Here is a 21650-nt window from a genome sequence, read left to right on the forward strand (position 1 = left end):
GTATGGTTGTTCCATACAATTTTGTTCCTTTTGCATGCTAGTGTATGGGTTTTGATTGAAAGCTATCCTGTCGCCAGGGAGACCGTCCCAACCCGTTCACTCCCGCAACCAGAATTTCCCCAAAGACTGCGGCCGTCCATTCAAAAGAACCTCAACGCGGTGAATCCCGGGATAGGGTCTCCGGGTGGTCTGCACGGCCACACTGATTTTTTTGCCCAATTCCACGCTATCCCCCGGCCCCAATTCCAGTTGCTTCAATTTGAATACCTTGGGCGAGGTTTTCCCGTTGGCCTTGACGAAGTGGATGCGCAGGTCGGCCATGATTCGCTGGGCCTTTTTCCCGGGATTGCGCAGCGAAAATCCCACCCGGACCGCACCGCCAATGGACGGACGGCCCGGCGAGATGACCACATCGCCGATCCCCACCTTCACCGGCCGGTCGCAACCCAGCACCCGCAGAGCCCCGGGCTCTCCGCGCTTCACCGCCGAACGCAGTGCATGGCCCACGATCCAACGCCGTTCCGGCGAGGCTCCCTTCAGCCAGCGGGCCGCCGTGCGGGCCAGCAAATCGGGATGATCTTTTCCGATGTCGTTCAAGTTGTTGGCCACCGAACGGCGGACGTAGAGCTCGGGATCGTCCCGGAGTTTTTCCAGGAGGGCCAGCACCGGTGAGGGATCGCGCTGGAAATGCTTCAGGCGCATTCCCCAGGGCAAGCGCGGACGGGTGCCCTCGGAAACCAGGCGACGGACATGCACATCCGGGTCCTCGCACCATTCATGCAGCCGGGCCAGGGTTTCTTTGGGATAACGCACCAGAAACGGCCGGATACTGAACTCGGCCGTGAACCGCTTGGTCAATTCGTATTGCGCCTTGAGTGAAACCGCCAGGTGCTCGAGGCCGAACTCCGAAACAAACTGGGTGTGTGGCAGATAGAAGAAGGAGGCCAGGGCATTGCCCGTCGAATCCGGGCGCGAACCGAGCGATTCCTGAAGAATGCCGACGGCCTTGGGATACTCGGCAGGCAAGTGCTTCTTGAGTGCGTGGGCGATGTGGCGGCCACGGGCCATCAGGTTGAGCGCATGGTAGCCCTTCCGGACATCGCGCAGGAAAGGTTGGATAGGAAAAGCTCGATGGACCCGAAGAATCTGCCGGGCAATCCCCGCGGCAACTTCCGGCCCGAAGGCGTTTTTCAGGGGTTCTGCCATGGGTCTCTTATTTTTTCAGCTGATAAAAGTGACCACAAGCAGGGCCGATACTTTGCGCATGCGCAAGAAGTTAGGCTGATGACCAGTTTTCAATTCTCAGTCGAACCGGAAACTTACCGTCATGGAAAACATTTTCAGCCGCTTCTTTTACACGGTTCATTCCTAATTTGGCATCGCTGGTAACGAGAATCAAATTCATCGCCATCGCAATGCTGGCGATGATGAGGTCGGGTTCATCAATGCCGAGTTCTTTTCCGGTGATTTTTTCGGCCAGATCTTCGGGATGTTTTTCAATAAATTTCGAGCGCTTCCCATCCGGCGTTCCGTGCATCTTGAAAAGCTCCGCACGGACAATTGCGTAAGGCTCTACACAATCCTTGTCGAACGGCACTTGGTCAAAGCGAGCAATGAAAGTGTTAATCGTTGCGCGTTTGTCAGGACGGAGATTGGGCGCTTTGGCGAAGCCGAAGCGGATTTCGCCAACAGCCATACTGGGTAGAAGCACCTGGTCCTGGACGGACGCGAAACGGGCGTTGAGCGAGGCATGCCCCGTGCGTGTCTCGTCCGTGAGATCGGAGATAACGTTGGTATCAAGGAGGTAGACGTCGCTCATCGGTTAGAACTCCTCCAATGCCTCGGTCACAGCCGGGTCGTTGAACTTCGGGATGAACGGACGAATCAAGTCCGTGCGGCTGGATTGGAATGCAGATGAGACGTAGCGCCAGAGAGGGATGTTCGCGGTGAAGTCTGCCGGAAAATAATCACCGAAGTCGAAAGGCACGGGTCGCCGTTCACTACGGAAGAAATCCAGCAGCCGACGCTCCAGCCATGGCGGAAGACTGTAGCCTTTGAGGATGAGTGCATCCATCTGGAGCAGTATCTTTTTCGCTCGTTGCTCCCAGCTTCCGCCGCCCCATAGTTCAAAACGGGCTTCAGGCTTGTCGTTGAGCGCGGCCATATAATCGTCCACAAGTCCTTCGAGGACAATCATGTCGTTTTGGTCAAGTTGGGGAACAGGGCACTCCAACAAAGTAACTATGCGAACGTCACGTTTGTTCTCGCGCGATGCAATAAATGCAGATGCGACTGGTGAATTGAGCAAAGCAGCCAATGCGTTTACGCTCCATCCATTCAGCGGCCACAGGCAGTGATATCTTTGTGTGCAAACCAATTCCGACGTGTCAGGTGCTGCTGCAAGCCGCCAACTTGTCCTAGATTTAGTCGCTGCATTAGCAATGACTTTTGCTTTTTCCCAAGAAAGAGACCAAGCGCCACCTCGTTGGTGCTTCGGATTTGGGTTCAGCCAGCAAGCTTTTGGAGGAGAAAACGCTTCAAGCCCCTGTTCTACATTGAGCAAACCACGCAGCCAACCCGGACGTTCTTTTTCCGAAATGTATTTTGTCTGGTCAAACGGGGGCTGCCACTCCACGCCACGATGAATCTCCGCGATTGAGCCTAACTTTGGCAAATGTGCCAGCCGCTCCCAAATCTCCTGCATTACTGGAACGTGAAGACCTTTGATTTCTGCTGCCGCCGCATCGAATGAAGTCGTGTCTATTCGACTAACTTCACCAGTTTCTAGAAAATGATTGCGCTGGCGTTGCAATACTTCGCTGAAATTGACGCGAGTACGGTCATGCGGTTCGGGCGAATGTGCTAACAGCAAGACTGTCTCGACTTCGGCATGGCGAAAAACTTTGTCGGGCAATGCAACTAAATCGATAGCTGAAAACCGCTCTAACAGCTCCCGACGGATTTGCCGGTAACTCTGTCCATCTATAAAAGCACGGGGCAAAACAAATCCGAGGCAAGCATCCTTGTGGCAGTAACGCAGCGTGCGCTGCAAAACATCGTGCGGTTTGGATGTGCCGACGAATGAACCGTATCGAGCTTTTTCTTTCGGCTTAAAGTTTTCGAAAGGTGGATTGCAGAGCACCACGCGAGCTTCAGCGAGCGCATCGACAAACTTGCGAGACGTGAACACGTCCGCTGGATGCACATTCCATCCGTTTGGATTAGGGAAGTCTGCCAGCGTGAGACTCAACTTGCAAACTTCGCGTGCAAACGCGTCTTGCTCGTAGCCATGGAGATTTTTGATGAAGTAGCAGTGACGTTCCTGCTCCGTCCAATCTGGTCCAAGCAGATCGCGCAATCGCTTGAGCGCGGCAACCAAAAAAACTCCGTGGCCCGAGCAGGGCTCAACGATGCGGCGCTCATCTTCCACGATGTCACTGATGGGCAGGTGCTCAACAATATAGCGGGCGATGCTGCGCGGTGTGCTATGGATACCATGTTGCCTCCGCAGATCGCCATCCACCAGAGTGTCCTCGGCGATAAGCGCGAGCGCGTCCACGGAGAGATTTTGAAAACCAAGCTTCGTCCATAGCGCAGCGGCGACGGCTTCCTGTGTGGCTTGGTCAGTGACATGGTTGTTTGGCTCTTTGTAAAAGCTGCACACGGATTGAAGCACGTGCCGGGCATTTTCATTCGCATCCAACTGAATGAACCCTGGCACACGCCGGTCATGAAACACTTTTGCCGCGACGAATCGGAAGACGAGCCGATAAAGCGCCTCAATTTCCACAGCCTGCCCGGTGCTCCTACGGTATGCCTTCTGCCCTGCGGTCAATGCCTCGCGCAACAGACGGTCGAGCTTGCCGCTGATTTCCTTTTCCAGTGCGGGAATCAGACCATGATCCACCCAGTCAATTTCTGTCGGGCCGACTGGCTTGCCAATGTTCTTCGCTCGCATCACCTCCGCTGGACTCCATTTCTGTGCGACATCGCTGAAGAAACGGTCCACTGCATCAGGGGGAATTCGTTTAGCTGCCTGTCTTGTGCTGTCTGTACCATGCCCGATGAACCATGGGACAATTCCGCTTTCCTGAACTTCAATCGCAAATGGCGCTCCAAGAGCACGGTAACGGAGTGGCGGGCTTTCGCCGTTTTGAAAAAACACCGCAATGCATGCCGAGTCATAGTCCACAGGCGTTCGACCAAACGCCGCCGCCGGAATCGTGGATTGTTCCGCAGTCGAGCAGAACCAGTCGGTGAACTGGTAATCGCGCTTTAGCAGCGACCCGCGATAGCCAAGCCGTCCGATGCTGCTTAAAACATCATTGAACAATCGCTGATGGCGTTCGCTGGTGATAGAGTCGTGCATTTTGACACCAAAGTTAATACAGAAATAGATTCATTGCGGCAATGCCGCATGGAATATATTTCGGTATGTTCAGTTGAATCATCCAAACACTTAGTTTTCAGCCTGCGTCTAACTTCATCGCGGCGGGGTGCAAATCATACCGAGGATTCGCTCGAAAAGGTTTCCTGATATCGGACCAAAATGCACATTGCCGCAATATGGTTCCCCGAACCATTCGAGGCGGTGTCAATGGCTCACAGGGTCTACACCTGAAATTTTGACAGATTTCGATACTTTCAAATCCATTCCATTCCTCCACCCGCCAGCCCCTTTTGCTTCGCAAGTCCCATGCTGATTTTCGTTCTAGCATACCCGGCAATCCCGCACAGCTTTTTGGGGAGATCGTCTTTCCACAAGAGAAGGGGTGTTTTTGGTTTCTGGTTTCCTGTTTCTGATTTCTAGTTGGGAGAGGCGGATGACTTAATGGCCTGGGACGCGGCCCGCTTCCCCTACAGGGTGAAGATAGCAGAAGTCGCCGCGCGGTTCCCTGGCGCTTCGGCCCTCTGGGAAGCCTAAAGCTGATGGCTGACAGCCGATAGCCCTCCACTCATTTCCCTCTTATGCCTGTGTGCTCTCTGTGATTCGACTGCATTTCTAAGACTTACACAGAGGGGGTCTTGCTGATTTTGCTTGGGGTTTGCGGAAGCTCGTTTTGAATGGCGACTTACTCCTATGTCCGGATTTCTCCCCTTCGTTTTTGTCATTGCCGTCGGCCTCTGCATCGGGTCGTTTCTCAATGTCTGCATCTTCCGCATGCCGTTGGGGCGGTCCATCACGCTGCCTGCTTCACGGTGTTTCGCCTGCGGGATCGTCCTTCCCTGGTGGCGCAACCTCCCCGTCCTGAGCTGGCTGGCCCAGCGGGGCCGTTGCGGCTGCGGACTGGTCAAGCTTTCCGCCCGCTACCCCATTGTGGAACTGCTGACCGCGGGCTGGTTCGCCGCCGTCTGGCGCGTGCAGGGGGCCGATCCCCTGCAGGCCCTCCTCCTGACCGCTTTCGGCTGCTCTCTTTTGGTGGCGGCCTTCATCGACCTCGACCACTTCATCATCCCGGATGAAATCTCGCTGGGCGGGTGTGTGGCGGGTCTGCTGGCCAGCGCGCTGTGCCCCGCGCTCCAGGGCGCGCGCTTTTGGTGGGGCGGGCTGGGGCTTTCGTTCTTCGGCCTGCTCATCGGCGCGGGCGGCCTTCTGCTCATCGCCATGATCGGCACGGCGGTGATGAAGAAGGATGCCATGGGCATGGGCGATGTGAAATTGCTTGGGGCGATGGGCGCCTTCCTCGGTTGGGAGGCGGTGTTGTTCATCGTCGCCGTCTCCTCGATGCTGGGGGCCTCCTTCGGCCTGGCCATGATCCTGGCCCGGCGGGGCCGGTGGGGCGTTCCCATCCCCTTCGGGCCCTACCTGGTGGCGGCGGCGATGATTTGGATGCTGGGCGGATCGACCTGGATGGACGCCTATTGGGCAGTGATCAAATCGCCTTGAGCCGGGAAATGCGTTTCACCGCAAAGGGCGCGAAGAACGCGAAGTCATTGGACTTTTAACAGGTAACATATCGTCTCACCGGTCAGTCAATCCCCATTCATCTGCAATGCGGTTGAACTGCTATCTAAAACCCTCAACGCCAAAAGTTTCAGCTTCGCGTTCTTAGCGCCCCTTGCGGTGAAGTGCTTTTCTCCGGCTTAGAGCCTATCCGGATAGGCTCTAAGCATTCTGGGCCCGCTGGCGGAGGAAGTGGTCGACCAGGACGAGGTGGGTCATGGCCTCGACCATGGGCACGGCCCGGGGGAGGACGCAGGGATCATGGCGGCCGCGGGCCTTGAGCACCCCGGCCTTGCCGGCCACCGAGACGGTTTGCTGGGCTTGGGCGATGGTGGCCACCGGCTTGAAGGCCACGCGGAAAACGATGTCCTCACCGTTGCTGATCCCGCCCTGAACGCCGCCGCTGCGGTTGGTCAAGGTGCGGACCCGCCCGCCCCGTTTGACGAAGGCATCGTTGTGCTCGGAACCGGTCTGGGTGGCGCAGGCGAAGCCGGAACCGATCTCGAAGCCCTTGGTGGCGGGCAGGCTCAGCATGGCCTTGGCCAGATCGGCCTCGAGGCGGTCAAAGACGGGTTCGCCCAGGCCCGCCGGGCATTTGCGGACGACGCACTCGATGATGCCCCCGAGGGAATCCCCGCGGGCGCGGGCGCGCTGGATCAGCTTCACCACGCGTTCGGCATCCCGGGCGTCCGGCCAGCGGACGATGTTGGATTCGACCTCGGCGAAGGATACGGCGCCGGGATCGACCTTGGCGGTGAGTTTGTGCACTTGGCGGACGTAGGCCACGACTTCCAATTTGGGCAGGAACTTGCGGAAAACCTGTTTGGCCACAGCGGCCCCGGCGACACGGCCGATGGTCTCGCGGGCGGAGGAGCGGCCCCCGCCTTCGTGGTTGCGGATGCCGAATTTGGCCTGGTAGGTGAAATCGGCGTGCGAGGGACGAAAGAGGGTTTCCATTTCGCGGTAAGCTTCGGGACGGGCATCCTCGTTGCGCACGAGGACGGCGATGGGGGTGCCGGTGGTTTTGCCCTGGAAGACACCGGAGAGGATTTCGCAGCGGTCGGCCTCCTTGCGCGGGGTGGTGATGGCGCTCTGGCCGGGGCGCCGGCGGTCGAGATCGGTTTGGATCTGTTCGGGCTTGAGGGGGATGCGGGGTGGGCAGCCGTCGACCACCACGCCGACTCCACCTCCGTGCGATTCCCCGAAGGTGGTGATGCGGAAGAGATGACCGAATGAATTGGGCACGGGGATGGTCATGCCACAGGGCGGGGGGTGTGGCGAACGAAAAAAACGCCGGCACGGTTTCGGGAAATCCTTTTCCTGCCACAAATTTGGCGCGACAGTTTCCCCCATGCCACAATCCAGGACAACGCGGCACTTGGTGCTGGTCGGCATGATGGGGTCGGGCAAGAGCAGCGTGGGCCGCGCCCTGGCCGCCCGCAGCGGTGCCCCCTACATCGACACCGACGCCGCCATCGAAGGGCGTATGCGGAAGACCGTTTCCGCCCTCTTCGCCGAATGGGGCGAGGCGCGCTTCCGTGAATTCGAACGCGAGGTCTTGGCCGGGGTTCTGGCCGACGAAAGACCGGCCATCCTTTCCACAGGCGGGGGTGTGGTGGTCCTGCCGGAGAACCGGGCCGCATTGCGTGCGTCCGGATACATCGTCTACCTGCGTGCCTCACCCGAAGTGCTCTACCAACGCTTGAAGCGGGACACCTCGCGGCCGCTCTTGCAAAAGCCAGACCCCCTGCAGGTTTTGCGCGACCTGGAGACAGCACGGAAGGCCTACTATGAAGAAGCCGACACCATCGTCGACGTGTCCACCATGCGTCCGCGGGTGGTGGCCGAAGAAATCTGGAAACGGATTCCGGAGTCGGTGCGGTGCGGCTTGGAAAGCAGGCTGGAGCGTGAACCCGGGCGGACAAGTCCGCCATAGTGGGCGTCCGCTCACGAAGGTTCGTGGTGCGGTCTCCGTTTCCTTTCAGAAGGGAACCTACCAAACCAAGTCGCAGATCACTCCTCCCCTGCGCGGCTGGACCCACCTCCCGCCTACGCCAAGGCTACGGCGGGCGCCTTCGGTATTCAGGGCGGACGTGTCCGCCGTAGTGGGCGTCCGCTCACGAAGGCGGAGGGCGGAATCGAACCGCCGAATGGGGCTTTTGCAGAGCCCTGCCTTACCACTTGGCTACTCCGCCGTCGTGCCGAGCCGATCCCCGGACCGGGGATGGTGATGGCGAAGGGGAAAATATCTCCAAAGAGGGGGTCTTTGGCAATGCGTTATTTGCCGGGCTTGGGCCAGGTGACGTTCTTGCGCAGGAAGAGGAAATCGGGCTCGTAGCTGAAAAAGACCTCATTTCCGTAAATGGTGCGCGCCTGGGCCAGCGCGTCGGCAGCCTCCTTTTCCTTGCCCGAGGCCAAGGCCAGGGCGGCCCGGGCGAAGTAATAACCCGGTTCGTATTCGTCGGAAGGATCCAGGCCGAGGATGAACTGGGCCGCCTGGGTCAGTTGGTCGGAAGCGATCTGGCAGTAGACCACCTTGAGGAGGGTGGCTTTGGCACCAGGGACTTTCTTCAAATGCACCAGGTAATATTGCAGGGCGTCGCTCCATTCCTTGCGACGGAAGGCGGCCTCGCCCAGATGAAAATGGGCCGAAACCAATTCGGGATCACGCTCCAAAGCCATGAAGAAAAAGCCCTCGGCTTTGTCCGGCGAACCCATCCGGTGCAAGATCCGGCCTTTCAATTCCAAGACCCGTGCCGGGGGCGGGGCTTTCAGCAACAACGCATCCACCCGGTGCAAGGCTTCGTCGAAATGGCCCGACTTGAAGGCGACGAATGCTTCTTGGTAGGCGTCGTCGTTTCCCACCGCAGGTTCGGCGGCCGGGACGGGTGTCGCGGCCAGAACCAGCCAGCTTGCCGCCATGCAAAGGGCTTGATTCACGCCCCACCCATAACCACCCCGGGCCCCTTTGGCAAGCGGGGATCGGGGGGATTAGCCATTGTCTCAAATCCCGGATATGATAAGTTCCGTCCATGCCCTTGAAGCCCTTCCTGACCGCACTGATCCTCGGTCCCTTCCTCATGCTCCCCCCACTCACGCTATGGGGACAGAATCCCGAAGCCACCCCATCGCCCACTGAAATCCTCTATGCCGAGGCGATCAATCTGATGAACCAGGCCGATCTCGACGGGGCCCTGCAAAAAATCAACGAGCTTCTGGCCAAAGATCCCGACAATGCCCCCGCCCTCAACATCCAGGGAGCGGTCAATGTGCGGAAGAAGAACTTCGACGGGGCCGAGGCTTCCTTTGCCCGCATCCTCCAGAAAGACCCGAGCAATGCCATCGCGACTTTCAATTCCGCCGAGGTCAGCTTCCTCCGCAAGGACTACGGCAAATCCCGCGACACTTTCCGCAAATTTCTCCAATTGCCAGGCAACGAAAACAACGCCCTCGGCCGCTACAAAGTCTTTCTCTGTGAACTCCTCGGGGCCGACCCCGGATCCGCGCGCAAAACGGTTGAGAACCTCCAGCCAACCATCTCGAATCCTTTTTATTACTTCGCCCAAGCCGCCGTCGAATTCAAGGAAGGCCGCGAGAGCAAAGGCCGTGAGCTGATCCAATCGGCATTCAGCATCTATCCAGGCGGGATGAATGCGGCCTTTGCCGACAGCATGGTCGAACTCGGCTGGGTCAAAAAAGAGGAGATCGCCTCGATCGGAGCCATCGATGCCTCCGCCCTCAACAGCATGTCGCAGGAATTCCAGCCGGAAAAAGCCGCGCCCGCACCCGACCCCCTGTCGTTGGAAAGCCTTCTGCCGAATCTGACCCCGGGCAAAAAGAAGGAAGACAGCAAGACAGGGACCCAGCCGGCCCAACCCTGACCACCGCAGCCCTTTCTGCCTAGAAACTTGCTTGCGCCCCGGGCATCTCCAACTTTAGTATCGAGTCGCAGTGGATTCACACGCGACCAAAAAACGAAGGGTGCTCATCATCGACGATGACCACTACGTGGTCAGTTTCCTGAGCATGTATTTCAAGGGAAAGGGATTCGACGTCGACACGGCCTCGGACGCCCTGCAAGCGGAAAAACACCTGACCCACCATCCTCTGGATGTGGTCGTGCTTGATATCCGGCTCAAGGACACGGATGGCACCCGTCTGGTGCCCATCATCCACCAACTTTCTCCCAAGGTGCCCGTGGTCATGCTCACCGGGCTGGGCTATGACGAGAAGTTGATGCAAAAGTCCCTCGAGGCCGGGGCCAAGGGATATGTCAGCAAGAGCCTGCCGCCTGAGGAATTGTTTGCCGCGGTGCTCCGGGCCATGGAAGAAAGCTGAAACGCCCCCCAACTCAGCCCTTGCGGAGTTGGATGACCAGGTCTTTGCTCTCCACGGTTTCCCCGACCTTCACGCAGACCGCATCGACGACCCCTTCGGCGGAGGCGTTGAGCGTGGTCACCATCTTCATCGCTTCCAGGGTCAGGAGCTTGTCCCCCACGGAAACCTTGGTGCCCACACCCACCGCCATCGAAGTGACCATGCCGGGAATCGGTGCGGCCACCTGCAAGGGGTCGGAGGGATCGGCCTTGCGGCGGGCCTGCGTCTTGGGTTTGATCGTCCGGTCGACGACGCTGGTGCCCCGGGCCAGCCCATTCAACTCAAAAGACACCAACCGCCGGCCCTCGGCGTCGGGGTCGCTGACATTGGCCAGACTGATGAAGAGGGTCTTGCCCTCCTCGAGTTCGAGGTTGATTTCCTCCTTCGGGAATAATCCGTAGAAGAAGGCCGGGGTGGGCAGGACCGAAACGTCCCCGAAATCCCTGGTGAATTTGGCGAACTCGAGGAACACCGCCGGATACATCAGGTAGCTGTAAAGTTCGTCGTCGCTGGGCTCGTGACGCAACTTGCCCGCGAGTTCTTCGCGCACTTCCTTGAGGTTCACCGCCTTGGTCCGGCTGCCCGGGCGTCCGGTAAGGGGCTTCTGTTTACCCAAAACCAGTCGCTGGAGATGCTTGGGCCATCCGCCCACGGGCTGGCCCAGGCCGCCCGCCAACATGTCGATGACCGATTCCGGGAAGGCCGTGCCCGGGGGCAGGTTGGGGATATCGGAAGCCCTGATCCCGCGTGTGATGAGGAACATGGTCATGTCTCCTACCACTTTGCTGGAGGGAGTGACCTTGACGATGTCGCCAAAAAGCTGGTTCACTTCGGCGTAAGTCTGGGCGATCTCCGGCCAGCGGTGGCCGATTTCCATGCTGGCGGCCTGTTCCTTGAGATTGGTGTATTGCCCGCCGGGCATCTCATGGAGGTAAACTTCCGCCGATCCGGTCTTGGGGGCGGTGTCAAAAGGCCGGTAATACTCCCGCACGGTTTCCCAGTAATCGGCGTATTCATTGAGCGCGGCCAGGTCCAGCCCGGTGTCACGCCGCGTGCGTTGGAGCGCGGCCACCACGGAATTCAAGTTGGGCTGGCTGGTCGAACCGGACATGGAGGCGATCGCCAGGTCGACCACGTCCACGCCGGCATCACTGGCCTGGAGGACGGAGGCGGCATTGATCCCACTGGTGTCGTGGGTATGGAAGTGCACCGGCAGGCCGATTTCCTCTTTCAGGGCCTTGACCAGGGCATGGGCGGCGTAGGGGCGGCACAGACCGGCCATGTCCTTGATGGCAATCATGTGCGCCCCCATCTTTTGCAGTTCGCGGGCCAGATTGAGGTAATACTTGAGCGAATACTTGGTCCGCCGGGGATCCAGGATGTCGCCGGTGTAGCAGATCGTTCCCTCGCAGACGCCGTGGGTGCCGCGGACCGCCTCCATGGCCGGGGCCAGATTGGGCAGGTAGTTCAGTGAGTCGAAGATGCGGAAGATGTCCATGCCGGCGGCGGCGGCATGCTTGACAAATCCGCGGACCACGTTGTCAGGGTAATTGGAATAACCCACCGCGTTGCTGCCGCGGAAAAGCATTTGGAAGCAAATGTTGGGCACACGTTCGCGCAACTGGCGCAGCCGATCCCACGGATCTTCGCGCAGGAACCGCATGGCGGTGTCAAAGGTCGCCCCGCCCCACATTTCCAGGCTGAAGAGATCGGGGGTGCGGCGCGCCATGGCAGCGGCCACCACCAGCATGTCCCGGCTGCGCACCCTCGTGGCCATCAACGATTGGTGGGCGTCCCGGAAGGTGGTGTCGGTCACCAGGAGCTTCTTTTGTTCCAGAACCCATTGGGCAAAACCCTCCGCGCCGCGCTCCAGCAGGATCTGCCGTGTGCCGGGAAGGGGTGCCTGGCGGTGATTCCATGCAGGCAGCGGCGGCGCGGGCAGCGGCCCAGAGGGGCGGTATCCCTTGGCATGAGGATTGCCGTTGACGATGACATCGCCGAGGAATGACAGCAGCTTGCTCGCCCGGTCCTTGCGTGGACGGAAGTGGAACAACTCCGGGGTGGTATCGATCAACCGGGTCGTCGCCTCGCCACGGCGGAACTGTTCGTTGGCCAGGACATTTTCCAGGAAGGGGATGTTCGTTTTGACGCCACGGATGCGGAATTCACGCAGGGCCCGCTCCAGGCGGCCTAGGGCCTGGTGGTAGGTCCGGCCCCGCCCGGTCACCTTGACCAGCAGGGAGTCGTAGAAAGGTGTGATCACCGTGCCCGCGCTGCCCATCCCACCGTCCAGGCGGATGCCGAAGCCTGCCGATGAGCGGTAGGTGAGGATTTCCCCGTAGTCGGGGGTGAAACCGTTCTCGGGGTCCTCCGTGGTCACGCGGCACTGCACCGCATGGCCGAAACAGGGGATCTGGTCCTGTTGGGGCAGGGATACCTCCGGCCCATGCAGGGCATGCCCCTGGGCCACCAGGATCTGCGAACGCACGATATCGATGTTGGTGATCTCCTCGGTCACCGTGTGCTCGACCTGGATGCGCGGATTCATCTCGATGAAGAACCATTCCTTGGAATCGACATCGTAAAGGAACTCAATCGTTCCGGCGTTATCGTAGCGGGTTTCCCGGGCGATGCGCACCGAGGCGTCCCAAAGCTCGCGCCGCACGGACTCATCCACACCCACCGATGGCGCCATCTCGATCACCTTCTGGTGTCGGCGCTGCACCGAGCAATCCCGCTCATAAAGATGCACCACCTGGCCGTGCCGGTCGCCCAGGATCTGGACCTCGATGTGTTTGGCCTTGGGAATGAACTTTTCCAGGAAAACCGCCGCGTTCCCGAATGCGCGCTCGGCTTCATTGCAGGCCTCATCCAACAATCGGGAGAGATCGACCGCCTTGTGAACCACGCGCATGCCGCGCCCGCCCCCACCAAAGGCCGCCTTGATGATCAAAGGAAAGCCGATCTCCTTGGCCAGTTTAAGCGCCTTGGCCCGATCGGAAACCGGTTCATCAGTGCCGGGTAGGGTCGGCACGCCGAGCTTCTTGACCAAGGCCCGCGCCGCCACCTTGTCGCCCATCAATTCCAGAAGTTCCGGCCGCGGGCCGACGAAGGTGATCCCGGCTTCGGCGCAGGCGCGGGCGAAGGCGGCATTCTCGGAGAGAAAGCCATAACCCGGATGGATGGCGTCCACCCCGTGGTCCTTGGCCACCTGCACGATGCCGGGGATGTCCAGGTAGGCGCCGACAGGTCCTTTGTGGGCATCGAGAAGATAGGCCTCGTCCGCCTTGAACCGGTGGATGGAAAAGCGGTCCTCCTGGGCATAAACCGCGACCGTGCGCAGACCCAATTCTGTGGCCGAACGGAAGATACGGATCGCGATTTCGTTCCGGTTCGCCGCCAGAAGTTTTTGGATGGGACGGACGGGGGATACAGGAGGTTTTTTGGCGGAGCGCATACAGGAGTTTCCGTTTATAAGCGGCCCCGAACCGGGATGCAAGCGGGGCCAACCCCAGTCAGGCGGCCTGCAGGGAGAGGCGGGCCTCGGTGATCGCCAGAGACTGCTTCTGCCGGCCAATGAAGTGGTGCACCCGGTCGTATCCCGCCGCTTCCAGGTGGTCGTAGGCCCGGGCATAGCCGTCACCCACCCTTTCCGGCACATGGGCGTCAGCCCCCACCACCACCGGGATTCCGCGCAGGTACATCTCCCGCAGGATCTGCGGTGCCGGGTTCATTTCCGGCACCACTTTGTTCACTCCGGAGGTGTTGAGTTCCATCGCGATACCGGTGGCCGCAATCCGGTCCAACGCCCGCCGGATGTCGGACATCAACGCATCGATATCCCATTCCGCCGGACCCAGGTTTTTCACGATGTCGGGGTGGGCCAGACAATCAAACAGACCCGTCTCGGCTGCATCCGCCAGATGCCCAAAGTAGCCCCGGTGAAAATCCGCCCAGCCGGAAGAATAATACCGCTCCCGGTATTCCCGGATGTGCGGATGGACCGACCCCAGGACGTAATGGAAATCCGCCCGCTTGTGCAGCGCTTCAATCCAATCTTCCAATCCCGGAAGGTAGTCACTCTCCAAACCGAGGAGGACATCCACCCGTCCCGCCCAAACTTCGCGCGCCCCAGCCACCAAATCGAGGTATTGGGGGAACTGCTCAGGGGTCATCCGCACCGATGCCGACAAATCGTCAGGGAGCGGGCCGTGACAGGTGATGGTCAACCCCTTCATACCCCGCTCCCAGGCCCGGCGGGCATAATCCTCCGGTTCGCCCTCGGCATGCTTGCACAGGGGGGTGTGGCTGTGCGTTTCGTAAACCAGGCGAGGGGGACATTCGGAAGCAGGCTCCATGGGCATCCCACGCTAGCGCCCGTTCCAGAGATTCCAACCCAGGACTTGCCAGACTTCCTGCGTGGACTAGCTTGTCCATCCAACCCACAAACAGGAGAACCCATGGCTTATACCCTTCCCGAACTCGGCTTTGCCACAAACGCCCTCGAGCCCCACATCGACACCCAGACGATGGAAATCCATCACGGCAAACACCATGCCGCCTACGTCAACAACCTCAACAAAGCACTGGAATCGGCCCCCGAACTGGCTTCCAAGTCCATCGAGGATCTGATCCGCAACCTCAACTCGGTTCCCGAAGCCATCCGCGGCGCCGTCCGCAACAACGGTGGCGGTCACGCCAACCACACCCTCTTCTGGAATATCCTCACCCCCGGCGGCTCCAAGGAACCCACGGGCAAACTCGCCGATGACATCAAGGCCGCTTTCGGCAGCCTCGACGACTTGAAGGCCAAAATCGAGGACGCCGGCATCAAGCGCTTCGGCAGCGGCTGGTCTTGGTTGATCGTCGATGCCACGGGCAAACTCGCGGTCGTCTCCACCCCCAACCAGGACAGCCCGGTCATGGACGGCCTCACCCCCATCCTCGGGATCGATGTCTGGGAGCACGCCTATTACCTCAAATACCAGAACAAGCGCCCGGACTACCTCAAGGCCGTCTGGAACGTGCTGAATTGGGACGAAGTTGGAAAGCTTTACGCTGGAGCTAAAAAGTAATCCTCCCGCCGCATCCGCCTCGCTCGCCTCTTCCAGGGCCGCCCATCAGGGCGGCCCTTTTTTTGCCAAGATCCCCGGCTCAGGTGGTTGTTGACCACCGCTTGAACAACAAAAAAACCCCGGCGGCGGCAAAGTAAGACAGGGCAAAATCGGGCGCCACCCAGACACCAAAATGGTTTTCCACACCCACGGGACCGATTTTGTAGGCATGGATGAGACCGAGGGACGACAACACCCCCGCTGCCGTGCACCAGACCGCCGCCAGAATGAACCGCCGTTCGATCACATGCACCAGAATGCTGGCCAGCAGCATGGATGTGAGCAGGAATCCCTGGCTCAACGACAACACCCCCTTGATGTAAAGTTCCGCCCCGAATCGATCAATCGTCGCCGTCAACGTGGTCCCCGCCGTCCTCAGGGTGGTTTCAATCAAAAGCAAAGCCCAGGCGGCGAGGGCGGGCAGCAAACCCAGCCCCACGGCCAGGGCGTGCCGGGCCGGTGTTTCTTGGAAAGCCTGTGCCAGAATGATCAAACCGATCCAAAGCACGATCCCCAGGGTGGCCTCCAGCGGCACCACCTGCAACACCCAGCCAACCCCTCCCGCCAGACACAGTGCGGTGATGACCAGACCGTTCAGGATCGAGTAGCCCGATCTTGCGCCCATGTTCTTCCAACCCGGATGGCCGATATAGATGGTGGTCGGGAAAGCGCTGCCAAACAGACAGGCCGCCAGGGTTCCCAGCCCGTTCACCGCCAGCGAGGATCGCGTGGGGAACCGGTCGCCTGCGGCCTCCGCACTTTCCAAACACTGGAGGGAACCAATCACATTGAAGAGCCCCATCGGCACGATGATTGACAAATACTTCCATCCATCGGGTCCCCCGAGAAAGGAAAACAACTCGGACCCGGACCACACCGGCAGATGCCAGGCCGGCCCGGACAGGGACGACGCCTCTGCCGGAATCCCCGAGCTTCCGTATCCCGCCCAGCGCAAAGCCCAGGAAAGGAGAACCCCGACCAGCACCGCCGCCAGTCCTCCGGGTATGCCGAACGGAAGTTTCGATTTCGACGCATAAACCGCCACAATCATCAACATCGGGATCAGGGCCACCGCCGGTGAGGCGAAAATTTGGAAAACGAATCCCATCGCGATGAAGGTGACCGCCACCCCGGCCAGCGAGGCCAGCAGTGCCGCCCGCGGGGTGTTGCGCCGCAGCCAATCTCCTACGAAGGCCCCCCCCAGTTCCATCAACCCGCTCAAGAAACAGGCCGCCAAACCCGCTTTCCATGCCAGCATCGGGTCTCCGCTTTCGCGGTAGACAGGCCCCATGATCAGGAAAATGAAGGCCACCAACGATGGCGTGTTGATCCCATAGGGCAGTGCCGTCACATCCTGACGCCCGCTGGCCTCTGCCAGTCGCCGCGCCTGCCACGCATAAAAGAGATTGCCCACCAAGATCGACACCGCCGCCCCCGGCAGGATGGTCGAAACCACAAATGTGGCCGGAATCCCAGCGGCCAATGGACAAAGGCTCAGGATGAGCAGCAGTTGCAGGATGTTGTCGATGAAAAGACCAAAAAAACCATCCCAATCCCCACGGACCAGCCAGCGCGCTTTCATGGTGTGCACTTTGCGGGAGGACACGCTTTACGGCAATCCGCAAACCCCCTTGACGCTTTGATCGGTAGGGACAGAATAGGCGCCCGCGCCTTATGCTTCTGGACCACGCACGCCAACACCGCCTGGGCCTTCAATGCCTCGACAGCATGCTGGCCTGCCTGGCCTTTGCCGTCGCCTTCGGCATCCGCGACTGGCTCCTGCCCTACCTGCCCGCCTTCGAACTGAACTACATCGGCAGTTTCAGCATGTATGCCAAGTTCCTTCCCCTCCTTTTGGCCGCCTCCCCCCTCATCCTCTTCCGGCTCAATTTTTACAGCCAGAGCGTCAAGCAACATCTCTCCCACGTCGTCAATCTCGCCCTCCAGGCCTCGCTCATCCTTTTCCTGCTCATGGTTGTCACCCAGTTCCTCATCCAGGTCCAACTGAGCCGGCTGGTCTTCATCATCTTCGTCCCCACCTACGCCGCCTGCCTCTGCCTTCGGGAATTCGTCACCCGCTGGTGGCGCCTGCGCATCGCCGAGGGCGGCGCCCACCGCCACAGCCTCATGGTGGTCAGCGACCGCCCCGGCTCCACCACCTGGCCCGAATACCTCGACAGCCATCCCGAATTCGCCTTCCGCGTCGCCGACGAAATGAGCCTGGAGAACTTCGACCTTGCCGGCTTCATCGACCGCCTTCACCAAGGCTCCATCGAACTCGTCATCTTCGACATCCGCAAAGGCTCGATCCAAAAGGTCACCGAAGCCATCCAGGCCTGCGAGCAGGAAGGCATCGAGGTCTGGATGACCACCGGATTCATTGAAACCTCCCTGGCCCAGTTGAAAGTGGATTATATCGCCGGACTTCCGGTCCTCATCTTCCGCTCCACTCCGGACAGCTCCTGGCAACTCCTGTTGAAAAATCTCGTCGACCGCATCGGTGCGGCCGCGCTTCTGGTCTGCTCCTCCCCCATGTTTGCCGTCATCGCCGCTGTCATCCGCATCACCTCGCCCGGGCCCGTCTTCTTCAGGCAGGAACGCAGCGGGCGCTATGGAAGGCCCTTCCTCATGTACAAGTTCCGCTCCATGGTCAGCAATGCGGAACAGACCCGTCAGGAACTCCAGCAATACAACGAAATGTCCGGGCCGGTCTTCAAGATCAGCAAGGACCCCCGCGTCACCCCCTTCGGCCGCTGGCTCCGCGCCACCAGCCTCGATGAACTCCCCCAGCTCTGGAACGTGCTACGCGGCGAAATGAGCCTGGTCGGCCCCCGCCCCCTTCCGGTCTACGAAACCCTCGCCATGTCCGAGAACGCCCAGCGCCGCCGCCTGAGCGTCAAACCCGGCCTCACCTGCCTCTGGCAGGTCTGCGGCCGCAACGAGGTCTCCGACTTCAAGGACTGGGTCCGCATGGATCTTGAATACATCGACCGCTGGTCGCTCGGGCTCGATTTCGAGATCCTCTTCAAAACCATCCCCGCCGTCCTGGCCCGCAGGGGGGCCAAATGAAGTTTTACGATTTAAGTTTGTAAGGTTTAAGCTGAAAGACACTTCTTTCCTCCTCCACTTAAAACTTAATTCTTAAAACTCAAACCTCCGCCACCCATGCCCCCCGATCCCCGGCCACTCCTCCTGGATGTTCCGCCCGCAGATTGGAATCTCGGCGACGCCCCCGCCTACCGGGCCAGGCAACTGTCCGAATGGGTCTTTGCCCGCCGCGTCGACGACTTCGCCGGCATGTCCAATCTCCCCGCACCGCTGCGTGAAGATCTAGCCAATAAATACCGCCTGCGCGGCCTTGAACTTGTCCGGGTCCAGGGTGCCGCCGACACCACACAGAAACTCCTCTTCAAGCTGAACCAGGGCGATTACATCGAGTGCGTGGTCATCCCCGCCTCCCCCGCCCTCTACGGCGAAACCTCGGACCGCCACACCCTCTGCGTTTCCACCCAGGTCGGATGCGCCTATGGCTGCAAGTTCTGCGCCAGCGGGCTCGAAGGCTGGAAACGCCACCTCACCCCGGGTGAAATCATCGGACAGATCATGGAAGCCGAACGCCATACCGGCCAGCGCATCAACAACCTCGTCTTCATGGGCATGGGCGAACCCCTGGCCAATTTCCAGAATCTCATGGCCGCCATCGACGTCATCAACGCACCCGACGGCATCAATCTCGGCGCCCGCCACATCACCATCTCCACCAGTGGTGTCGTCCCGCGCATCCGCGAACTGGCCGACCAGCCCCGCCAGCTCCGCCTGGCCATCTCCCTCCACGGCGCCAGCAACGCCGTCCGCGACGTCATCATGCCCGTCAACCGCAAGCACCCCGTGGAAGATCTGCTCGAAGCCTGCGCCTACTTCCACGCCCGCAAGAAGCAGAAAATCACCTTCGAATACATCCTCATCCGCGGAGTCAATGACGCCCCGGAAGAGGCCCGCCTCCTCGTCCGGCACGCACGCAGGCTGGATGCCAAGGTCAACCTCATCCCCTACAATACCGTCGAGGGCCTCCCTTGGGAACGACCCGAGACGGCGGTCATCGAGGCCTTCCGCGACATCGTCGAACACGGCGGGGTCACCGTCACTCTCCGGTTGGAAAAAGGACACGACATCGACGCCGCCTGCGGCCAGCTCCGCCTCAAGGAACTCCAAAAGGCCGGGGAATCCGTTCCAACTTAGAACTTACAAACGCAAAATAATAAACTACCCTTCCAGCATGCTGGTCAAAGACATCCTCGCCCGCACCCGGACGGCGTTCAGCTTCGAATTCTTCCCACCCAAGGCCGAAGCCGAGTGGGACGCGCTCTTCCAAACCATCTCCGACCTGGGCGAACTGGAACCCTCTTACGTCAGCGTGACCTACGGTGCCGGCGGCAGCACGCGCGAACGCACCCACAACCTCGTCGTCCGCATCCAGCAGGAAACCGGCATCACCGTCGTCTCCCACCTCACCTGCGTCAACGCCCCGCGCGACGAAATCCGCGCCATCCTCGAGCGCTATGACGCCGCCGGCGTGCACAACATCCTGGCCCTTCGCGGCGATCCCCCCAAGGGCCAGCCCTGGACCTGCGCGCCCGACGGCTTTCCGTACGCCGCCGATTTGGTCGCCTTCATCAAGAAAAGTTTCCCCCACATGGGTGTGGCCGTGGCCGGTTTTCCGGAAGGCCATCCCGGCACTCCCAACCGCCTCCGGGAAATGGACCATCTCAAGGCCAAGGTCGACTCCGGTGCCGACTACATCGTCACCCAGCTCTTCTTTGACAACCGGGATTTCTACGATTTCTGCGAACGCTGCGAACTGGCCGGTATCCGGGTGCCGGTCATCGCCGGCATCATGCCGATCACCACCCGTTCCGGCATGGTCCGCATGGCCGAGTTGGCCGCCGGTGCCCGCATCCCCGCCGGTCTCCTCCGTGCGGTGGAACGGGCCAAAACCGACGACGAAGTCGCCCGCGTCGGCACCCACTGGGCCACCGAACAGACCCGCGACCTCATCGATCACGGCGTGCAGGGCATCCATTTTTACACGCTCAACAAAGCCGGGGCCACCCGCCGCATCCATGAAAACCTCGCCATGAAAGGCGCGATTCTATAGTTGGATTTAAACTTCCATTCCCATGCCCGAGCGCAAATACACCACCGGCCATCCCGAGGCCGAACAACAAATCGACGCCCTCCTCGACCTTTGGGGCGCAGAAACCGACCGTGAATTTTTCCGTGAGATGGTCGTGACCATTCTGAAATACATCAAGGATGAGCCCCGCCCCGGCGACATCCGCCAGTTCAACACCTTGATGAAGGAGTTGCGCTACGCCAACGCCGTCTTCAAACCCTATTCCGCCAACCGGAAAATTTCCATTTTCGGCTCCGCCCGCACGCCCAGCCACCGGAACGAGTTCCAGGCCGCCCACGACTTCGCCCGTCTCATGATGGAGTCCGGCTACATGGTCATCACCGGCGGCGGAGACGGCATCATGGGTGCGGCCCAGGCCGGAGCCGGCCGGGAACGCAGCTTCGCCCTCAACATCCAACTCCCTTTCGAACAGCACGCCAACAAAACCATCGAAGGTGACCCCAAGCTCATCAACTTCAAATACTTCTTCACCCGCAAACTCAACTTCGTGAAGCACTCCAACGCCATCGCCCTCTTCCCCGGAGGCTTCGGCACCATGGACGAGGGTTTCGAGGCCATCACCCTCATGCAAACGGGCAAGGCGCCCATCGTCCCGGTGGTCATGGTCGACGCCCCCAAGGGCAACTTCTGGCGCACCTTCGAACGCTACCTCCGCGAACACCTCCTCCTCGACGGCCTCATCTCCCCGGAGGACTTCCACCTCATCAAGATCACCGACAATATCGAAGAAGCCCGCAAGGAGGTCGTCACCTTCTACTACAACTTCCATTCCTATCGTTACGTGCGCGACATCCTGGTCATCCGCATGCAGCGGGAAATCCCCCCCGCCGCGCTCGTCCGCCTGCGGGAGGACTTCCAGGACATCCTGGTTTCCGAGGAACCCCTGGCCATGTGTCCGACCCTGCCGGAAGAAATCAACGAACCCGAAATCGCCCACCTCCCCCGCCTCTGCCTCCACTTCAACCGCAAAGCCTACGGCCGCCTCCGTCTCCTCATCGACCGCATCAATCTGTATTGACCG

Annotated in this window: 17 protein-coding genes and 1 tRNA gene; 9 read left to right on the forward strand and 9 right to left on the reverse strand. The window is 60.1% G+C overall.

Annotated features, from left to right (window positions below):
• Positions 1–96 precede the first annotated feature (96 nt).
• The 3 genes from SFU85_11610 to SFU85_11620 all read right to left on the reverse strand — a co-directional run bounded on the left by SFU85_11610 (position 97) and on the right by SFU85_11620 (position 4369).
• Positions 97–1206 carry a hypothetical protein gene (locus SFU85_11610; protein MDX6767424.1) on the reverse strand — a complete coding sequence of 370 codons (1110 nt, stop codon included), beginning with the start codon at positions 1204–1206 and terminating at the stop codon, positions 97–99.
• A gap of 70 nt (positions 1207–1276) precedes the next feature.
• Complete coding sequence (locus SFU85_11615; GenBank protein MDX6767425.1) at positions 1277–1819, reverse strand: type II toxin-antitoxin system VapC family toxin; 543 nt, start codon at positions 1817–1819, stop codon at positions 1277–1279.
• Between the two features lie 3 nt (positions 1820–1822).
• Positions 1823–4369: an N-6 DNA methylase gene (locus tag SFU85_11620; GenBank protein ID MDX6767426.1), complete on the reverse strand. Its 2547-nt coding sequence runs from the start codon at positions 4367–4369 to the stop codon at positions 1823–1825.
• Between the two features lie 711 nt (positions 4370–5080).
• Between SFU85_11620 and SFU85_11625 the strand changes: the two genes are divergently transcribed.
• Positions 5081–5887: a prepilin peptidase gene (locus SFU85_11625; GenBank protein ID MDX6767427.1), complete on the forward strand. Its 807-nt coding sequence runs from the start codon at positions 5081–5083 to the stop codon at positions 5885–5887.
• 219 nt (positions 5888–6106) lie between these two features.
• Here SFU85_11625 and aroC read toward each other — a convergent pair whose 3' ends face one another.
• The gene (gene aroC, locus SFU85_11630) at positions 6107–7201 is read right to left on the reverse strand and encodes a chorismate synthase (protein ID MDX6767428.1); all 1095 of its coding nucleotides are present in this window, start codon (positions 7199–7201) and stop codon (positions 6107–6109) included.
• Positions 7202–7295: 94 nt separating this feature from the next.
• Between aroC and SFU85_11635 the strand changes: the two genes are divergently transcribed.
• A complete protein-coding gene (locus SFU85_11635) occupies positions 7296–7880 on the forward strand; it encodes a shikimate kinase (protein MDX6767429.1) in 585 nt (194 codons plus the stop codon).
• A gap of 187 nt (positions 7881–8067) precedes the next feature.
• Here the strand turns inward: SFU85_11635 and SFU85_11640 are convergent.
• A tRNA-Cys gene (locus SFU85_11640) sits at positions 8068–8139 on the reverse strand.
• Positions 8140–8221: 82 nt separating this feature from the next.
• Positions 8222–8866, reverse strand: a complete 645-nt coding sequence (locus tag SFU85_11645; protein MDX6767430.1) for a tetratricopeptide repeat protein — start codon at positions 8864–8866, stop codon at positions 8222–8224.
• A 110-nt stretch (positions 8867–8976) separates the two neighbouring features.
• Here SFU85_11645 and SFU85_11650 point away from each other — a divergent pair, with 110 nt between their 5' ends.
• Both SFU85_11650 and SFU85_11655 read left to right on the forward strand, forming a co-directional pair.
• Positions 8977–9825 (forward strand): tetratricopeptide repeat protein, encoded by an 849-nt coding sequence (locus SFU85_11650; GenBank protein ID MDX6767431.1) that lies wholly within the window; start codon positions 8977–8979, stop codon positions 9823–9825.
• A 100-nt stretch (positions 9826–9925) separates the two neighbouring features.
• A complete protein-coding gene (locus SFU85_11655) occupies positions 9926–10282 on the forward strand; it encodes a response regulator (GenBank protein ID MDX6767432.1) in 357 nt (118 codons plus the stop codon).
• A gap of 13 nt (positions 10283–10295) precedes the next feature.
• Here the strand turns inward: SFU85_11655 and SFU85_11660 are convergent, their stop codons facing one another.
• Positions 10296–13778 (reverse strand): pyruvate carboxylase, encoded by a 3483-nt coding sequence (locus tag SFU85_11660; GenBank protein ID MDX6767433.1) that lies wholly within the window; start codon positions 13776–13778, stop codon positions 10296–10298.
• Between the two features lie 58 nt (positions 13779–13836).
• On the reverse strand, positions 13837–14679 hold the full coding sequence (locus SFU85_11665; protein MDX6767434.1) for a histidinol-phosphatase: 843 nt from the start codon (positions 14677–14679) through the stop codon (positions 13837–13839).
• A 102-nt stretch (positions 14680–14781) separates the two neighbouring features.
• On the opposite strand from SFU85_11665, the gene SFU85_11670 reads away from it, so the two are divergent.
• The gene (locus tag SFU85_11670) at positions 14782–15396 is read left to right on the forward strand and encodes a superoxide dismutase (protein MDX6767435.1); all 615 of its coding nucleotides are present in this window, start codon (positions 14782–14784) and stop codon (positions 15394–15396) included.
• A 79-nt stretch (positions 15397–15475) separates the two neighbouring features.
• Here SFU85_11670 and SFU85_11675 read toward each other — a convergent pair whose 3' ends face one another.
• Positions 15476–17017, reverse strand: coding sequence for a hypothetical protein (locus SFU85_11675; GenBank protein ID MDX6767436.1), 1542 nt, complete (start codon positions 17015–17017; stop codon positions 15476–15478).
• 92 nt (positions 17018–17109) lie between these two features.
• Here SFU85_11675 and SFU85_11680 point away from each other — a divergent pair, with 92 nt between their 5' ends.
• From SFU85_11680 to SFU85_11695, 4 genes are all read left to right on the forward strand, one after another.
• Positions 17110–18504 carry a sugar transferase gene (locus SFU85_11680; GenBank protein ID MDX6767437.1) on the forward strand — a complete coding sequence of 465 codons (1395 nt, stop codon included), beginning with the start codon at positions 17110–17112 and terminating at the stop codon, positions 18502–18504.
• 96 nt (positions 18505–18600) lie between these two features.
• Positions 18601–19674 carry a 23S rRNA (adenine(2503)-C(2))-methyltransferase RlmN gene (gene rlmN / locus SFU85_11685; protein MDX6767438.1) on the forward strand — a complete coding sequence of 358 codons (1074 nt, stop codon included), beginning with the start codon at positions 18601–18603 and terminating at the stop codon, positions 19672–19674.
• A 37-nt stretch (positions 19675–19711) separates the two neighbouring features.
• Positions 19712–20590 (forward strand): methylenetetrahydrofolate reductase [NAD(P)H], encoded by an 879-nt coding sequence (gene metF, locus SFU85_11690; protein MDX6767439.1) that lies wholly within the window; start codon positions 19712–19714, stop codon positions 20588–20590.
• A gap of 22 nt (positions 20591–20612) precedes the next feature.
• On the forward strand, positions 20613–21647 hold the full coding sequence (locus SFU85_11695; GenBank protein MDX6767440.1) for an LOG family protein: 1035 nt from the start codon (positions 20613–20615) through the stop codon (positions 21645–21647).
• The last annotated feature ends 3 nt before the right edge of the window (positions 21648–21650 follow it).

The organism is Candidatus Methylacidiphilales bacterium (assembly GCA_033875315.1).
GTDB lineage: Bacteria > Verrucomicrobiota > Verrucomicrobiia > Methylacidiphilales > CAZTYG01 > JANRJG01.

What these genes read in the sequence shown, in the direction of transcription:
- SFU85_11610 (MDX6767424.1), bottom strand. Translation starts at nt 1,206, where the DNA reads ATGGCAGAACCCCTGAAAAACGCCTTCGGGCCGGAAGTTGCCGCGGGG.
- SFU85_11615 (MDX6767425.1), bottom strand. Translation starts at nt 1,819, where the DNA reads ATGAGCGACGTCTACCTCCTTGATACCAACGTTATCTCCGATCTCACG.
- SFU85_11620 (MDX6767426.1), bottom strand. Translation starts at nt 4,369, where the DNA reads ATGCACGACTCTATCACCAGCGAACGCCATCAGCGATTGTTCAATGAT.
- SFU85_11625 (MDX6767427.1), top strand. Translation starts at nt 5,081, where the DNA reads ATGTCCGGATTTCTCCCCTTCGTTTTTGTCATTGCCGTCGGCCTCTGC.
- aroC (MDX6767428.1), bottom strand. Translation starts at nt 7,201, where the DNA reads ATGACCATCCCCGTGCCCAATTCATTCGGTCATCTCTTCCGCATCACC.
- SFU85_11635 (MDX6767429.1), top strand. Translation starts at nt 7,296, where the DNA reads ATGCCACAATCCAGGACAACGCGGCACTTGGTGCTGGTCGGCATGATG.
- SFU85_11645 (MDX6767430.1), bottom strand. Translation starts at nt 8,866, where the DNA reads ATGGCGGCAAGCTGGCTGGTTCTGGCCGCGACACCCGTCCCGGCCGCC.
- SFU85_11650 (MDX6767431.1), top strand. Translation starts at nt 8,977, where the DNA reads ATGCCCTTGAAGCCCTTCCTGACCGCACTGATCCTCGGTCCCTTCCTC.
- SFU85_11660 (MDX6767433.1), bottom strand. Translation starts at nt 13,778, where the DNA reads ATGCGCTCCGCCAAAAAACCTCCTGTATCCCCCGTCCGTCCCATCCAA.
- SFU85_11665 (MDX6767434.1), bottom strand. Translation starts at nt 14,679, where the DNA reads ATGGAGCCTGCTTCCGAATGTCCCCCTCGCCTGGTTTACGAAACGCAC.
- SFU85_11670 (MDX6767435.1), top strand. Translation starts at nt 14,782, where the DNA reads ATGGCTTATACCCTTCCCGAACTCGGCTTTGCCACAAACGCCCTCGAG.
- SFU85_11675 (MDX6767436.1), bottom strand. Translation starts at nt 17,017, where the DNA reads ATGAAAGCGCGCTGGCTGGTCCGTGGGGATTGGGATGGTTTTTTTGGT.
- SFU85_11680 (MDX6767437.1), top strand. Translation starts at nt 17,110, where the DNA reads ATGCTTCTGGACCACGCACGCCAACACCGCCTGGGCCTTCAATGCCTC.
- rlmN (MDX6767438.1), top strand. Translation starts at nt 18,601, where the DNA reads ATGCCCCCCGATCCCCGGCCACTCCTCCTGGATGTTCCGCCCGCAGAT.
- metF (MDX6767439.1), top strand. Translation starts at nt 19,712, where the DNA reads ATGCTGGTCAAAGACATCCTCGCCCGCACCCGGACGGCGTTCAGCTTC.
- SFU85_11695 (MDX6767440.1), top strand. Translation starts at nt 20,613, where the DNA reads ATGCCCGAGCGCAAATACACCACCGGCCATCCCGAGGCCGAACAACAA.